The following is a 15,922-nucleotide window of genomic DNA, read 5'->3' on the forward strand; positions in this document are numbered from 1 at the left end:
AACGCTACAAAATGACGTTTAGTATTAGAGATGTCATGCTGAGCGAAGTCGAAGCATCCTTTTATTTTATTAGAAATTTATCTTTTATAAAAAATATAATCTGTCAATATAGGAGCAATTCCGTTTTGTTTTAATAAAGAATTGATCTGCCCTCGGTGATATGTTGAATGGTTGATGGCCTGAAAAAGCATTTCAAAAATACTGTTTTCAAACTTTGTACCTTTTGAATTTTGATATTCAATTCTTTGGTCAACATCTGAACTTTCAACAATTTGAATGCTTTTCTTAAAGTTTTGATGATTAATTTCCTGCAAATTTTCAAAAGGATTCATCTGCCAAACTTCGAAAGATGCTTCCCTTAAAACTCTTGAGTTCCAGATTTGCTGGGCATTCAACGTATGATTAATCAAACTGATCATCTTTTCATCGACCTTTTCGAGGTTTTCAGAAATAACTTTTATCATTTCTTGGTTGAAATGATAGGTATATTCAAATAAATCGATTAGTTTTTCTTTCATTATTCAAACATCTCAGCCCAACGAACAGCTTTTATTTCCTTTTCGTCATACAATTCAGCAATTGATTTTTTAACGTCTAATTTTGGATATAAATTAACTCCGATGATTTTGATCTTACCTTCTTCTACCCATTGCTGCTCTTCAATAGCCTGATTGTAGATCTTTTTCTGAAGTATTCCTTGCTTTAAAAGTTCCAGATATCCTCCAGCCTCTTCAATTTCTACAAAGAAAGCCCAAGACTTTTCTGCGATCTGCTGAGTAATATCTTCAACATAATAACTTCCGTTAGCCGCATCTTCAAAGACATTGATAATACATTCGTATGCCAAAACAATCTGCTGTTTGAAAGATATTTCTTCTGAGTTTTCAGTGCTTTTTCCGACAGCATAATTCGTGCTGTATACAGCATCTGCTCCACCAATCATTGCAGAAGCAAGTTCTAATGTTGAGCGAATAAGATTATTCTCACTGTCTACAGTTGCTTTATTTCTTAATGAAGTTTCTGCAAAAATATAAGGAATCTCATCTAATCCGTATTCTTTAGAGAGTTGGTTAAAAACCAGTTTAAAAGCTCTCAGCTTCGCTGTTTCAAAGAAATAATTTCCTCCTACCGCAATTTTGAATATTAATTTATTTACAATTTCCTGTCCGTAAACTTCTATCAGTTCTTTCGCTTTTGCCAAAGCAATCCCTAATTGCTGATAAATCGAAGCTCCGGCATTTTGATGAAGGGAAATATCAACACAAATGTTTCTTTTAAAATCTTTTGCTAATAATTCTTTTGCCAGCTGATCATCAATTGTTCCATTTTTTTCATCGAATACATCAATCAAAGAAAAATACTGATCGTTATCTTCAGGACTTATATGTTCCGCCAACTCTTTATTATGAATGAAAATTGTTTTTTCATCAAGATTTTCAACATTATGATCCAATATAAAAGCGAAAACATCATCTTCTAAGCTTTCATGATACTTTGCCACCAAATGTGTACTTTCTTCAACTTTTGGAAGGTTTACTAAAGGCTTTTGAACCGAATCGTAAAAAGGTTTCACCTCAATTCCTTCTAAATTTTCTTTTTTCAGAATGGTGTAAATATCTTCTGTCTTAAGTTGCTTTTTTACTAAATTTTCCCAGTTGGGAAAAGTATCTGTATTTGACATATCAATTATAAGTAATGAGTAATAGGTAATTAGTAATCCAATAAATCTTTAAAAATCAACTAGCAAAATGAATTGACTCATCATCATTCGCTTTTTTAAATTATTTCTTAGCAACATTTGTGCTGTCAACAACCAAAATAAAGATTTCTTCATTTGGCTTTTTCATAAAATAATTTTCTCTTGCGTATTTTTCTTTTTCCGATTTATTGTTCATTAGTTTCTTATAAAACGTGTCATTTTTTGCATATTCCGTTTTATAATATTCTAATTGTTCTTCGTATTTACTGATCTCACCATTGAGTTCATTAATAACCAAGAACGAAGTTTTATCAAAGAAAACCATCCAAACCAAGAACAGACAGATCGTAAGGAGATACTTATTAAAAATATAATTCTTAATAAATATAAAAGTCTCTGACTTAGGTTTAATTTCTTTAATAAGTTTGTTCTCTTCCATTTTAGTGTTTTCTCAACGAGTTTTTAATAACGGTAGTTAAAAAATCAATCGCTACGGAATTTTGTCTCATATTTGGAATAATAAGATCGGCCTCGTTTTTAGAGGGCTCAATAAATTCCTGATGCATTGGTTTTAAAGTAGTCTGATAACGGTGTAATACTTCACTCAAATCTCTTCCCCTTTCCTGTGTATCTCTCCTGATACGCCTTATTAACCTTTCGTCAGAGTCTGCATGCACAAATACCTTCAAATCAAACTCTTTCAATAGTTCCTTATTTGTAAGTACCAAAATACCTTCTACCACCAATACATTTTTAGGTTCTACGGTAACATGATCTCCAGTTCTGGAATGGGTTACAAAGCTATAAATAGGCTGCTCTATCGCCTCATTGTTTTTCAGCGCTTTTACGTGCTTTAGCATCAGTTCAAAATCTATAGACTTTGGGTGATCATAATTCAGTGCTTCTCTTTCTGTTAGCGTTAAATTATGATTATCATGGTAATAATTATCCTGAGATAAAATATTCATTCCTTCGATATCAAGCTGTTGAATAATTTTATCCACAACCGTAGTTTTGCCGGATCCTGTACCTCCTGCAATTCCTATTACTAGCATTCTTTTTGTTTCTATATAGTTTTTACAAATATACCATTTTAGATCAATGCAAATAAAATAATGGGCACGGAATTTATCCAATAAAAAAATCCGATGCTTAAAACACCGGATTTTAATAGAAATTATATGCTCTTATTTTTTGATAAATTTAGTGGATAAACCTAATCCTTTACTACTCAAAATATAGTTTCCTGTCTGAAGATGAGAAACATTAATTGTATTTTTACCATTATTAATCGTGGTTTCTAATACTTTTCTTCCTTCCATATTGTAGATTTCTACTTTTTCCTCTTTGTTTATTTTCATTGAAATATTTAAGATATCAGAAACGGGATTCGGATAAATTGCAATAAGTTCTTTTTTAGAAATATCATCTACACTTAACTGACAATTGTAAGCCGGTAAAACATATCCTGCAGCAGTAAACTCCTCCGTCATTACTGTAATATCTCCACATGCGAATCCGAATTGCCCCAACATGTCTATAGCAGCCTGTCTCACAGCAATTGCAGCGTTTTGTTGATTAGTGCTTGAACCCGTCATTGTTAGACCTTCTAAAAAGGCTCTATCTGTTTTTGCTCTTCCAATTCTATCATATATTCTCATTAAAGCGGAAGCCCATATTTGCCCTCTTGTATGGATTGCGCCGGATCCCGGATACAAAACGGTATAATTTGTAATTCTCCCTGACCAATATTCATTATGCCCGTCCCAACTAAACATCCAGTTATAAGCTGCTGCCGACGAAGGCCATTGACCCAAACTTCTGCTGTATGATTGCGCCCAATAGTCTCCACAACCTTCACTTAGCCCCTGAACCTGAGATAAACTTCCGTTGGTTAACCAATCATGAACACCGTGCCCTAATTCATGCAAAATAACGTCTGCATCTTCAGCATCATCTACTCCTCCTTCTCCGAATACTAATCTACCACTGCTGTAGTATGAATTATCATCACCATCCACCCCATGTGGGTCATACCACAATATTCCACCATTCGTTAGTGGTTTACATACAATATTTAATGTTTCATTGATGTAACGTAAACTGTTATCAATATGCCAATACGCATTTACAGCTTCAAATCCCTGATCATTTCTATTAAATAAGAATTGATTGGTTGCTTGGGTAAAAAGCCCTGTAGCAGGCGCCTCAAGCTCTTTGATTTCTGCATAAGATCCTTTTAACTTATATACACCTCCTGTGAAATCTAATTCTGGTATGGTCACTAACGTTCTTGCTGCATCTAAACTTGCGTTGGTAGCGTCATTATTGTCTACATATTGCCCTCCATAAGCCATCTGCATTTTAGAAAGCGGATCTGGATTGAAGATATATCCGGAGCCAGAAACAAGAACTTTCTTAGCGCTTATTTCTTTCTTTTGATTTTTTTTTGAAGGTTTTGGATTCTCGTTTTTATCATGATGATAATTAGCGATATCTTTTACGCTGATTACATTGCCGTTTTGTGCGTCTACAATTGTTTCCCAACTTCCCGGATGATCATGAGAGCTTGTAAGCACTCTGTAAACAAGCTTTGTATCTCCTGATTCGGTAAGATAAACGAAAAGTTTATTTTCTTCAAAAGTTATTTCACCTTTTGTTTTGGAAGCTACATGAGCCTTCTTAAGAGCTTCTGAATCTGTAAAAGATGGATTTGTACTGATGTCTTTTACCTCTTTTTTCAAACTTTCCGAAGAAGTATATGTGATTTTCCCCTCTTTATTAAAGTGCACTACGATTTCTGATTGAAAAACAGGCACATTTTTAATCATCTGTTGAAAACGCAGAGTCTCTCCAGCACTTCCTTTCTTTACAAAGTTTAATTGGAGTTGACTAAAGTTTTGAACGCCTAAGTTTCTGGAGTTTTCATTGATCCATTTTTTTGCAGGAGCTTCCCAAGAAGATTGCTGAGCTAATAATCCTGAGCATGAAATAACACAGCCCAGTATTAAAGAATTAATTTTTAAATTCATATTTTGTTTTTTCAAGTACTCTAAATTAACAAAATATTATGAAAACACACCTCTTATTTAATATTAATTCAACAATGAATGAATTTAGATAACGAAAATAAAAAAGCTCTAACCAATGTTAGAGCTTTACTTTATACGATTTCACTTGTTAATTCCCTTGAAAGTAGTCTTTCATGCATGGGTTTTAAAACATCCATAGATCCTGTTTTTACTGTGCACTTCCCTTTGTAATGTATCAAGATCGTGCATTGCTCGGCCTGTTCAAGAGTATGTTTGCAAATTTCCATCAGACAATCAATCACATAATCAAAAGTGTGAATGTCATCGTTATGCAAGATCAATTTATAAACATCATCCGTTTCCTCCATTACGAGTACTTCTTCTTCATATTGACGTTTCGGATCTTCGTAATCTTTTATACTGTTATAAAAAATCATTATTTAATTATTTTTAAGCTTCTCCTAATTTATCCGCGAGGTCACTAACAGAATTGGGTCCATAATAAACCAATTCTACAAGCTCTACGCTCTTATTATTCATTTTCAAAATTTTGAAATGATAATTCAATAAGTCAAATTCCTGGTTCTCTTCCGGAATGTCTTGTAATTCATGAAGAATAAGACCAGCTAATGAGTTATATTCACTTTCTTCAGAAAGAGGTAGTTTCTTCGGTAAATGTTCGTTGATCTCATCTAACGGCTGTGTAGCCTGTACCCAATAGGTATTATCAGCAATCTTATCTACCAACTTTTCTTCATCATCCTCTTCATCCTGAATTTCCCCTACCAATTCTTCTAAAATATCTTCTAGTGTAATAATACCTTCGGTACCCCCAAATTCATCGATTACAATAGCTAAATGCTGTTTCTTCTGTTGGAAAATCTTTAATAGATCTGAAATTTTCTTACTTCCAACCACAAAGAAAGGGTCACGCATTAATTCCTTAAGATCATCGTGGCTCAGCACCCCTTTTCTCTTAACAAATTCTCTGATAATTTCTTTTGTATATAAAATACCAATCACATTATCAATAGAATTAAGATAAACAGGAATTCTTGAATACCCGCTATCCATTATTTTATTAATTATTTCATTGATATCTTCCTCAAAATCAATGGATGTAATATTCTGTCTGGGAACCATGATCTGTTTTGCAGAGTGATCTGTAAAATCAAACGCGTTTTTAATGATCTCATAGTTCTCTTCTTCAATTTCTCCGCTGTCTGCACTTTGTTTTACCAAAAGCTGAAGTTCCTCAGTAGAGTGAATTTCCTGTTCCGATGCCGGGTGTATTTTTACTAATCGTAAAAAAGTATTCGACATCAAATTCATTAACCAGATAAATGGTTTAAAAACCGTATAAAAAACCCTCAATGGAACTGCTGTTGCCATTGTAGTTGCTTCCGATTTTCTGATGGCAATTGATTTTGGAATAAGCTCCCCAAATACAATATGCATCACCGTAATTAAAACAAAACTGGTTACCACTGAAATTGTGGTGATTGTTGTCTGAGCCAATTCTACTTCCAACGTATGGAAAATATTGTCTACAACATGGTGGAGAGCACTTTCTCCTACCCAACCCAACGCTAGCGATGCCAATGTGATACCTAACTGAGTAGCAGAAAGATATTCATCAAGATGCTTGATAATGTGCTCTGCCTGCTTAGCCATAGAGTTACCTTCGGCTGCCTTTAATTGGATTTGTGAGTAACGAACTTTAACAATTGAAAATTCTGCGGCTACGAAAAAGCCATTAAGTAATACTAGAAACAAGGCTAACAAAAGCCTGACTATGTCCGAGTCCATTTAGAAATTATATATATTTAATTGACTACAAAGATATACAAAATAAAAATAACAAAAAAAGCATCGAGGATGTCGATGCTTTAATATTATGTAAAATTAATTCTTTATGAATTCTTCAAAGCTTCTGCTCCTGAAACGATCTCTAGGATCTCGTTTGTAATAGCAGCCTGTCTTGCTTTGTTGTAATAGATTACTAAATCATTTTTCATAGATTGAGCATTGTCTGTTGCTTTGTGCATTGCAGTCATTCTCGCTCCATGCTCAGATGCTACAGAATCTAAAACACCTTTGAAAACCTGAGTTTTAATAGACTTTGGAATCAAATTATCTAAGATCTCAGCTTTGTTTGGTTCAAAAATATAATCTGTTTCTACTTGAGGTACTGTTACATCAACTTCTGCCATATGAATAGGAAGAACTTGCTCAGTAGTAACTTCTTGAGTAGCAGCATTAACAAATTTATTATAAATTAAATAAACTTCGTCAAACTTACCTTCCTTGAAACTGCTCATTACTGCTTCAGTAAGATTAGAAACTGCTTCGAAAGTCAAATTATCAAAAACGTTACTTCCATTAGCATATACTGTACGAGTTTTTCTTACAGCATCATGAGCTTTTTTACCAATTGTAAGAACTTCAACCTCATATTGAGCATTCTTATCAAACTGAATATTAAGTTCTTTTACAATAGATGAGTTGAAAGCACCCGCCAAACCTCTGTTTGAAGTAACAGCGATGAAAAGTACTCTTTTAACCTCTCTTTTTTGAGCATAAATAGAAACCTGATCAGGATCTGAACTAGAATTTACATTCTGGATGATCTCCTGTAGTTTTTCAGAATAAGGTCTTAACATTACGATGGCATCCTGTGCTTTTTTAAGTTTCGCTGCCGAAACCATTTTCATAGCACGTGTGATTTGCATCGTAGATGAAATTGAACTGATTCTTCCTCGTATTTCTTTTAAGTTTGCCATATTGGGTTAGTTGTTGGTTGTCGGTTGTTGGTTGCTAGTTTTAGAAAATTCCGTCAACTATCAACCAACAATCATCAACTAATTTTAGTTATATTTAGAAGCTAAATCGTTAGCCGCTTGCTTAAGAACAGCTGTAATATCGTTGTCGATCTTTCCAGCTTTAAGTGCAGCCATTGTTTCAGGATGCTTAGATCTTAAGAACGCGATATACTCAATTTGGAATTCTTTTACTTTTTTGATAGGAACGTTTCTCATTAAGTTCTCTGTACCTGCATAGATCATAGCAACTTGGCTATCTACAGGAAGTGGAGAATTTACTGGCTGCTTAAGAAGCTCTACGTTTCTTTCTCCTTTAGAGATAACTGCTAAAGTAGAAGCATCAAGATCAGAACCGAATTTAGCAAACGCTTCCAATTCTTTGTATTGAGCCTGGTCTAATTTTAGCGTACCAGAAACTTTTTTCATTGATTTGATCTGAGCGTTACCTCCTACTCTCGATACTGAGATTCCTACGTTGATTGCAGGACGAACCCCTGAGTTGAACAAGTCAGACTCCAAGAAGATCTGTCCGTCAGTAATAGAGATTACGTTTGTTGGAATATACGCAGAAACGTCACCAGCCTGAGTTTCGATAATTGGAAGTGCCGTTAATGAACCACCACCTTTTACGATTGGTCTTAAAGACTCAGGTAAGTCATTCATTTGGCTAGCAATTTTATCATCAGCGATAACTTTTGCAGCTCTTTCCAATAATCTTGAGTGAAGATAGAAAACGTCTCCAGGGTAAGCCTCACGTCCCGGTGGTCTTCTCAATAGAAGAGAAAGCTCACGATACGCTACTGCTTGTTTAGATAAATCATCATAAATGATCAATGCCGGTCTACCAGTGTCTCTGAAGAACTCACCAATAGATGCACCTGCCATTGCAGAATATACCTGCATTGGAACTGGATCTGATGCGTTAGCAGCAACGATTACAGTATACGCTAAAGCTCCTTTATCAGAAAGCGTTTTAACGATTTGTGCTACTGTAGATGCTTTCTGCCCAATTGCAACATATATACAATATACTGGTTGCCCAGCTTCAAAAAATTCTTTTTGGTTGATAATTGTATCAATAGCAACAGTAGTTTTACCTGTCTGTCTGTCACCAATGATAAGCTCTCTTTGACCTCTTCCTACAGGGATCATAGAGTCAATTGCAACGATACCTGTTTGTAAAGGCTCAGTTACCGGCTGTCTGAAGATAACTCCAGGAGCCTTTCTTTCCAATGGCATTTCGTATAATTCGCCAGCGATAGGACCTTTACCATCGATAGGGTTACCAAGAGTATCAACTACTCTACCAAGCATACCTTCTCCTACTTTAATAGAAGAGATTCTGTTTGTTCTTCTTACAGTGTCTCCCTCTCTTACTAATTTACTTTCACCAAGTAGAGCAACCCCAACGTTGTCTTCTTCAAGGTTAAGTACAATACCTTCTACATCACTAGAAAATTTCACCAACTCTCCGTATTGTACGTTTTCTAACCCGTATACACGAGCAATACCATCACCGATGGTTAAAACTGTACCTACTTCCTCAACGTTTGCATGAGTGTCGAAGTTGGCCAATTGCTGTTTTAAGATCGCAGATACTTCTGCCGGATTTATTTCTGCCATTGTATGGTTGTTTTTGTCTTAATTTAACTGAAAATCTTTTTTAATGTGATTAAGCTTAGTTTTCACAGAGGCATCTACCTGCTGATCTCCTACTCTTAAAATGTAACCTCCTAAAAGATCAGGATTTACATTTAGTTTCAAATCAAAGTTTGAACCCGCTTTTACTAAGTTTGTAGAACTTAATATCTGATCGATATTTTCTTTCGAAAGTTGAGTTGCAGTCGTAAGAGTTATTCTTTGTACCCCATTAATATCTTCAACTTTGTTGATGTATTCCTGAGCAATATTTTTCAATTGGTTTTCACGACCATGTCTGATCACCAATGTGATTAAATTTTGAGAAGAAGCCGACAAACTTTTGAAAATCTCTTTTGCTACCTCTACTTTCTTTTTAGCATCAATGTAAGGTGTTAAGAAAAATTTGTTCAAATCCGTAGATTGAGACATCAATTTCGCAACATCTTTCATTTCAGAAAATACAGTAGCTGTTTGACCTGTTTCATTCGTGAACTCAAGCAAACCCTGCGCGTATCTTTTAGCTACTTTAGATGTAAGCATTCTTAGTTAAGATTAGATTTGTTTAAATAATTTTGAACCAACTCGTTCTGAGCTTCGTTGTTGTCTAATTTTTGCTTCAAAATAGATTCAGCAATGTTTACAGATAAAGTACCAATTTGAGATTTAATGTCTGCCATTGCAGCATTTTTCTCAGCATTGATAGTTTGTTTTGCAGCTTCGATCAATTTATCTCCTTCAGTTTTAGCAGCATCTTTAGCTTCACCTACGATTCTATCTTTAATCTCTCTAGCTTCTTTAAGGATAGCATCTCTTTCGATTTTAGCTTCACGAATGATTCTTTCGTTATCTTCTTTTAATGTTTCCATTTCTTTTCTAGCCAATTTAGCTTGATTTAAAGCGTCAACAATAGAAGTTTCTCTATCATTAATAGATTTTAAAATAGGTTTCCAAGCGAATTTACCTAACAGAAATAATAGTGCTAGAAAAATAACAGACTGGATAATAAATAATCCTGATGAAAACTGATGAATTAATTCCATTATATTAATGTATAAAAAATTATTACTTTTTCTTAAATAACCATTACCTGTAACCAACCGTTACGGGTAATGGTTTAATTTTAATTAGTTTACCGCGAAAAGAGCAGCAAACGCAACACCTTCAACAAGTGCAGCAGCGATAAGCATAGCTGTTTGAATTTTTCCAGATTGTTCTGGTTGTCTAGCGATAGCTTCTAGAGCAGCAGCTCCGATTTTACCAAGACCAATACCAACACCTAATACAACGATACCAGCACCTACAATTTTAGGAATTTCCATAATATATAATTTTAAAAAATTTGTTTTACTATTTTATTTAACTTTTCTATTAGTGAGCAGCGTGATGTTCGTGCTCATGCTCTTGTACAGCCATTCCGATAAACAAAGCGGATAACATTGTAAAGATATAAGCCTGTAAGAACGCTACTAATACTTCTAATAAATAAATTACTAATGTTAAGAACGGGAATGCAATTCCTGCTGCAACATTTTTAAATACATAGATCAATCCGATCAAACTCATTACTACGATGTGTCCTGCAGTCATGTTTGCAAAAAGACGAATCATCAATGCGAAAGGCTTCGTGATTGTTCCCAATAATTCAATTGGCAACATGATCAATTTCATTGGTACAGGAACTCCCGGCATCCAGAAGATGTGTTTCCAATAATCTTTATTCGCAGAGAATGTAGTAATTAGATACGTAAGGATAGCCAAGAAGAATGTCATTGTAATATTACCTGTAACATTGATTCCGAAAGGCATTAATCCTAATACGTTTAAGAAAAGTATAAAGAAGAATACTGTTAATAGGTATCCCATGAATCTTTTATACTTGTGTCCGATGTTTGGAATAGCAACTTCGTCTCTAACAAAGATGATCAACGGCTCTAAGAATCTCGCAGCACCTGTAGGAACTACTGATTTCTTGTATGATCTCGCCATTCCTCCAAATAAAACTAAAAGAAAGATTGATACTAATATAATAATAAATACACTCTTAGTAATTGAAAGATCTAATGGCTTCTCATTAGTAGGATAACCATCTTTATCTAAATCTAATTTTCCAGTTGCGTCTGTTTTGTAGATTTTTTCGTGGTGTAATACATAATGTGAACCATCAATTTCAGTAGGCTCACCGTGGATGAATCCTTCTTTACTATTACTCATGAAAGAGTGGAAACCGTTATCATAAAAAATAACAGGAAGTGGAAAACCAATGTGGTGACCGTCTTTGTCAACCATCAATGTAAAATCGTGAGCATCTAACAAGTGATGATCGATGTACTCTCTGTTTTCTTTACTTACTTTGTCTTTTTCTGACAACTCTTGAGTTGGAGCAGCTACAGCATTCGTCTCGCCATGTTGCGCAGACACTAAACTTAATACAAAAATACTGTAGAATAAAACTGCAAATTTCTTTAACATTGATAGGTTTTTTTCGTTGTGCAAAAATAGAGTTTTTTTTCTATTTTCAATAAATAATTTTACTGTTTTTTGTCATGATTAATAAGCTTGATCGCATAATACGTAAGCAGCGTTGTCAGGACAAAATATGGTATTATAAAATGGAATTTGTACCCTGGAATCACTTCAAAATCCAATTTTTTCCTAATAAGGTACATTAATCCGAATTTTAAAAGGATCAATCCTATTACTGATAAGCCTAAAAATTCCGGTGCTACTCTATTAATTAAAATAATTAATGTGATCATCATTGCAAACATTACACTCAAAAAAAGATAAAATTTTACTATAATAATCTCGTCTAAATGAAAAACAAATTTCCACAAAGAAAAATGAATTAGAAAAGTCAAAAAGATTACTAGTACAACTAGAATATTAGGATTAAGCTTCATTATAAAATTTATTTACAGTTTACGCAGATTCCGTAAACCGATATGTATTTCTATTTTGCGCAAAAATAAGATTTTTAATTATAATACAACAGCGTTTAATCACATGATTTTATCCTTATATATAATATTACGTGTTCTATACTTTAGATGTAGCAAAAATTCCTTATTTTTGCAACCTATAATTTACAAATAAATATGTTTAATAGTTTACAGGATAAATTAGACAAGGCGCTTCAAAATATTTCCGGACGTGGAAAAATTACAGAAATCAATGTTGCGGAAACCGTAAAAGAGATTCGTAGAGCATTGGTAGATGCCGATGTTAATTATAAAGTTGCAAAAGACCTTACGAAAAGAGTTCAGGATAAAGCGTTGGGACAAAACGTTCTTACGTCTCTTACTCCAGGACAATTGATGACGAAAATCGTTCATGACGAATTGGTAGAACTAATGGGAGGCTCTCAGGAAGGAATTAATCTTTCCGGAAAACCATCTGTTATTCTTATTGCCGGTCTTCAGGGTTCTGGTAAAACCACTTTCTCCGGAAAATTAGCGAGTTATTTAAAAACGAAAAAAAATAAAAAACCTTTATTGGTAGCGTGTGACGTTTATCGTCCTGCTGCTATTGAGCAGTTGAAAGTATTGGGTGGCCAGATCGGCGTTCCCGTTTTCACTGAAGAAGGTTCTACCAACCCATCTACCATTGCTGAAAATGCAATTGCTTTTGCAAAATCAAATGGTCATGATGTGGTTATTGTGGATACTGCAGGTCGTTTAGCGATTGATGAGCAGATGATGAACGAGATTAAATCTGTTCATTATTTCATTAAACCTAACGAAACACTATTTGTAGTTGACTCAATGACTGGTCAGGATGCTGTAAACACAGCTAAAGCGTTCAACGATGCTTTGAATTTTGATGGGGTTGTTTTAACGAAATTAGATGGTGATACACGAGGTGGTGCTGCATTAACAATTCGTTCTGTTGTAGAAAAGCCAATCAAATTTATCTCTACAGGAGAAAAAATGGAAGCTTTAGATCTTTTCTACCCAGAAAGGATGGCCGATAGGATCTTAGGAATGGGAGATGTTGTTTCCCTAGTAGAAAGAGCTCAGGAGCAGTTTGACGAGGAAGAAGCTAAAAAACTTCACAAAAAAATTGCTAAAAATGAGTTTGGTTTTGATGACTTCTTAAAGCAGATCAATCAAATCAAAAAAATGGGTAATATGAAAGACTTGATGGGAATGATCCCGGGAGTTGGAAAAGCCATTAAAGATGTTGAGATCAGCGATGATGCATTCAAACATATTGAAGCAATCATTCACTCTATGACTCCGGATGAAAGAAGAAGACCTTCTATCATAAACACTCAGAGAAAACAGAGAATTGCAAAAGGTGCAGGAAGAAAAATTGAAGATGTAAACCAATTGATGAAGCAATTTGATCAAATGGGTAAAATGATGAAGATGATGCAGGGACCTCAAGGAAAGCAGATGATGCAGATGATGAGTAAAATGCCAAATATGCCGGGAATGGGCGGTATGGGAAAATAAGAAAAAGTGAAAACTTTATATAAAAGTAAAATCCGGCTCAAATTGAGTCGGATTTTTTGTTTTTATCTTTGAAATAAATTGATTATTTATCAGATTTTTGAGCTTTAGATTTAAGGAAATAAGAGAAACCTACGTTTGCACCAAAAGTATTAACCTTTGTTTTCAACTGGTTTGAAGTTCCATCAATATCTTGCTTGCTTGAGAATTGGTTGTAAGAAACTCCAACATTAATAGCCAATGATTGAGTAACCATATAATTAATACCTCCTTTTACTTTCCAAGATAACCCACCTGCTGTATTATTCGTAGAATTAGCAACTCCCATCACGGTGTCAGTAGATTTCGTTTTTTCTGTAGCAAAACCAACACCAGCTCCTAAATAAGGAACAAACTTAGTCCCGTTTACAAAATAATAAGTAGCCGTAGGCATTACGGAAAAGTTTGTACTTGTAGATTTAGATTTAAAATCAATTCCAAAGCTTCCTCCTGAAACTTTTGTAGTTGTGCTTATCAAGTCAAGATCAATCCCTACAGCCAATTTATCCATCACAAAATATCCTACTGAAGGAGTGAAAGTAATAGTAGAAACTTTAGGACCATCTGTAGATTCTCCTTCTACTTTATAAGTTCTAGTACTGTTATTAAAACCTAACCCTGTGTTTCCACTAAATACCCAATCCCCTTTAGTCATTTGTGCATTAGATAAACCAAAAAGTGCAACTGCACCAGCTAGTAATAATTTTTTCATGTTTATTAATTTAAAGTTTATATTATAGTAAAGCTCTAAGAAAATCTATGAGGCCTTTTATATTTTTAACGATTATTTAGCAAAGACATATTTAACTCCAAAAGTCACGGAAGATAAGTTTATACCAAGATTAAAATCATTAGTTCCTTTTTCCTGATCCTTAATTTTTAAGTGTCTATATCCGAACTCTCCAATAGTAGCTTCGATAGACCAGTTTTTATTAACGAAATAATCTAAACCTGGTTTAATATTAACTCCAAATGCCGTATATTTCTTTTCAATAGACATTGATTGTGTATGATAAAAACCATTCGTAGGGTCCATAAACACTGCATTCACACCCCAATTTTCCTTGCCAATTTCTACCGGAATTTCTAAGTGCCCAAAAATATATAAATTCTCGGATAAAATCCAATATTTTCTTACAAAAGGTGCTACACTAAACGAAGTTGTTTCATTCGTAAATGTTGCATGATTAGAATAAGAACTGTCTTCAGAATAAAATTCGTTTTTTGCTGATTTTCCATTATGATATCCTATACCTGTCCCAACAGCTAAATTAGGAGCTACAAAAACTCCAACAGAAGGCATTATTTTAAATACTTTAGTATCATCTTCTGTATTATTATTTTTTTCTGTGTATATCCTACTTGTCCGGAAATATATACAGTTCCTGGTTTAATCTGAGCATTTGAAAGGCTGAAAAGTGCCATAGCACTTGCCAATAATAGTTTTTTCATGTTTATTAATTTATTAATTCTTATATGTGAAAAAAGTCCTAAGAAATAAATCTTAGGACTCTATTTTTTGAATGCTTCGTTAATTATTTAGCGAAAACATACTTAACTCCGAAAGTTACAGAAGATAAGTTCAATCCAAAGTTATAGTTGTTTGTTGCATCACCATCTTTTGGCTTATAGTTGCTGTAACCTAACTCACCGATTGTAGCTTCGATAGACCAGTTTTTGTTTAAGAAATAATCTAAACCTGGCTTAACAGTAACACCAATTTGAGTGTATTTAGCTTCAGTAGAAGTAGAGTTTGTAACTACTGAGTTTCCTGTAGTAGCAACTGAACTGCTTTCAACTTCTGTTTTTCCAAACTGCATTGGTACTGCTAATTGTCCGAAAATAAATAATTTATCAGATAAAGTCCAGTATTTTCTTACGAAAGGAGCAACAACAAAAGCTGGCTTTTTAGTTACGTTTTCGTTTACAACTGTTGTGTTGAATAAAGTTGTAGTAGTTGTTGAAGTCGTTTTTTCAGTCTGGTAACCAATTCCAACACCAACTGCTAAGTTTGTGTTAACGAAATATCCTACTGTAGGTAATACGTTAAAGTTTTCTACTTTAAGATCACCTCTGTTACTTTCTTCTTGAGAATAACCAACTGATCCTGATAAATATGCAGTTCCTTTTGCAATTTGAGCATTAGATAAACCGAAAAGTGCAACAGCACCCGCTAATAATAATTTTTTCATTTTATAAAAATTTTAATACTTTCTGAGGGCAAAGTTACATTGGGCA

The 15,922-nt window shown here is 34.1% G+C and carries 18 protein-coding genes; 1 reads left to right on the plus strand and 17 read right to left on the minus strand.

The genetic code is table 11. From position 1 onward, the window contains the following. Positions 1–77: 77 nt before the first annotated feature. The 13 genes from AMQ68_RS03155 to atpB form a co-directional block, all read right to left on the minus strand. A complete protein-coding gene (locus AMQ68_RS03155; RefSeq protein WP_054509160.1) occupies positions 78–518 on the minus strand; it encodes a DinB family protein in 441 nt (146 codons plus the stop codon). Beyond that, entirely contained in the window at positions 518–1,681 is a 1,164-nt protein-coding gene (locus AMQ68_RS03160) for a methylmalonyl-CoA mutase family protein (RefSeq protein ID WP_054509161.1), read from the minus strand. The genes AMQ68_RS03155 and AMQ68_RS03160 overlap by 1 nt, the downstream gene beginning before the upstream one ends. A gap of 100 nt (positions 1,682–1,781) precedes the next feature. Continuing rightward, the gene (locus AMQ68_RS03165) at positions 1,782–2,138 is read right to left on the minus strand and encodes a septum formation initiator family protein (protein WP_054509162.1); all 357 of its coding nucleotides are present in this window, start codon (positions 2,136–2,138) and stop codon (positions 1,782–1,784) included. A 1-nt stretch (position 2,139) separates the two neighbouring features. Then, a complete protein-coding gene (gene udk, locus AMQ68_RS03170; protein ID WP_054509163.1) occupies positions 2,140–2,754 on the minus strand; it encodes a uridine kinase in 615 nt (204 codons plus the stop codon). Between the two features lie 132 nt (positions 2,755–2,886). Then, entirely contained in the window at positions 2,887–4,731 is a 1,845-nt protein-coding gene (locus AMQ68_RS03175) for a T9SS type A sorting domain-containing protein (RefSeq protein WP_054509164.1), read from the minus strand. A 131-nt stretch (positions 4,732–4,862) separates the two neighbouring features. Next, positions 4,863–5,168, minus strand: a complete 306-nt coding sequence (locus AMQ68_RS03180) for an ATP-dependent Clp protease adaptor ClpS (RefSeq protein WP_054509165.1) — start codon at positions 5,166–5,168, stop codon at positions 4,863–4,865. A gap of 13 nt (positions 5,169–5,181) precedes the next feature. Next, a complete protein-coding gene (locus AMQ68_RS03185; RefSeq protein WP_054509166.1) occupies positions 5,182–6,540 on the minus strand; it encodes a hemolysin family protein in 1,359 nt (452 codons plus the stop codon). A 104-nt stretch (positions 6,541–6,644) separates the two neighbouring features. Further along, positions 6,645–7,514 carry an ATP synthase F1 subunit gamma gene (gene atpG / locus AMQ68_RS03190; RefSeq protein ID WP_054509167.1) on the minus strand — a complete coding sequence of 290 codons (870 nt, stop codon included), beginning with the start codon at positions 7,512–7,514 and terminating at the stop codon, positions 6,645–6,647. A gap of 84 nt (positions 7,515–7,598) precedes the next feature. Continuing rightward, complete coding sequence (gene atpA / locus AMQ68_RS03195) at positions 7,599–9,176, minus strand: F0F1 ATP synthase subunit alpha (RefSeq protein WP_054509168.1); 1,578 nt, start codon at positions 9,174–9,176, stop codon at positions 7,599–7,601. Between the two features lie 18 nt (positions 9,177–9,194). Beyond that, positions 9,195–9,734 (minus strand): ATP synthase F1 subunit delta, encoded by a 540-nt coding sequence (atpH, locus tag AMQ68_RS03200; RefSeq protein ID WP_054509169.1) that lies wholly within the window; start codon positions 9,732–9,734, stop codon positions 9,195–9,197. Between the two features lie 2 nt (positions 9,735–9,736). Further along, positions 9,737–10,234 (minus strand): F0F1 ATP synthase subunit B, encoded by a 498-nt coding sequence (locus AMQ68_RS03205; RefSeq protein ID WP_054509170.1) that lies wholly within the window; start codon positions 10,232–10,234, stop codon positions 9,737–9,739. A gap of 84 nt (positions 10,235–10,318) precedes the next feature. Then, positions 10,319–10,513: an ATP synthase F0 subunit C gene (gene atpE / locus AMQ68_RS03210; RefSeq protein WP_002979108.1), complete on the minus strand. Its 195-nt coding sequence runs from the start codon at positions 10,511–10,513 to the stop codon at positions 10,319–10,321. A 49-nt stretch (positions 10,514–10,562) separates the two neighbouring features. After that, positions 10,563–11,663: a F0F1 ATP synthase subunit A gene (gene atpB, locus AMQ68_RS03215; protein ID WP_054509171.1), complete on the minus strand. Its 1,101-nt coding sequence runs from the start codon at positions 11,661–11,663 to the stop codon at positions 10,563–10,565. Between the two features lie 626 nt (positions 11,664–12,289). On the opposite strand from atpB, the gene ffh reads away from it, so the two are divergent. Beyond that, complete coding sequence (gene ffh, locus AMQ68_RS03225; protein WP_054509173.1) at positions 12,290–13,648, plus strand: signal recognition particle protein; 1,359 nt, start codon at positions 12,290–12,292, stop codon at positions 13,646–13,648. A gap of 82 nt (positions 13,649–13,730) precedes the next feature. Here the strand turns inward: ffh and AMQ68_RS03230 are convergent, their stop codons facing one another. The 4 genes from AMQ68_RS03230 to AMQ68_RS03240 form a co-directional block, all read right to left on the minus strand. Further along, the gene (locus AMQ68_RS03230) at positions 13,731–14,396 is read right to left on the minus strand and encodes an OmpW family outer membrane protein (protein ID WP_054509174.1); all 666 of its coding nucleotides are present in this window, start codon (positions 14,394–14,396) and stop codon (positions 13,731–13,733) included. Between the two features lie 72 nt (positions 14,397–14,468). Next, on the minus strand, positions 14,469–14,987 hold the full coding sequence (locus tag AMQ68_RS03235) for an outer membrane protein (RefSeq protein ID WP_241775039.1): 519 nt from the start codon (positions 14,985–14,987) through the stop codon (positions 14,469–14,471). Continuing rightward, positions 14,987–15,136 carry a hypothetical protein gene (locus AMQ68_RS25490; RefSeq protein WP_241775040.1) on the minus strand — a complete coding sequence of 50 codons (150 nt, stop codon included), beginning with the start codon at positions 15,134–15,136 and terminating at the stop codon, positions 14,987–14,989. The genes AMQ68_RS03235 and AMQ68_RS25490 overlap by 1 nt, the downstream gene beginning before the upstream one ends. A gap of 83 nt (positions 15,137–15,219) precedes the next feature. Further along, positions 15,220–15,876 carry an outer membrane protein gene (locus tag AMQ68_RS03240; protein WP_054509175.1) on the minus strand — a complete coding sequence of 219 codons (657 nt, stop codon included), beginning with the start codon at positions 15,874–15,876 and terminating at the stop codon, positions 15,220–15,222. Positions 15,877–15,922 lie beyond the last annotated feature (46 nt).

It is taken from the genome of Chryseobacterium sp. ERMR1:04 (assembly GCF_001297705.1).
Classification (GTDB): Bacteria; Bacteroidota; Bacteroidia; order Flavobacteriales; family Weeksellaceae; genus Chryseobacterium.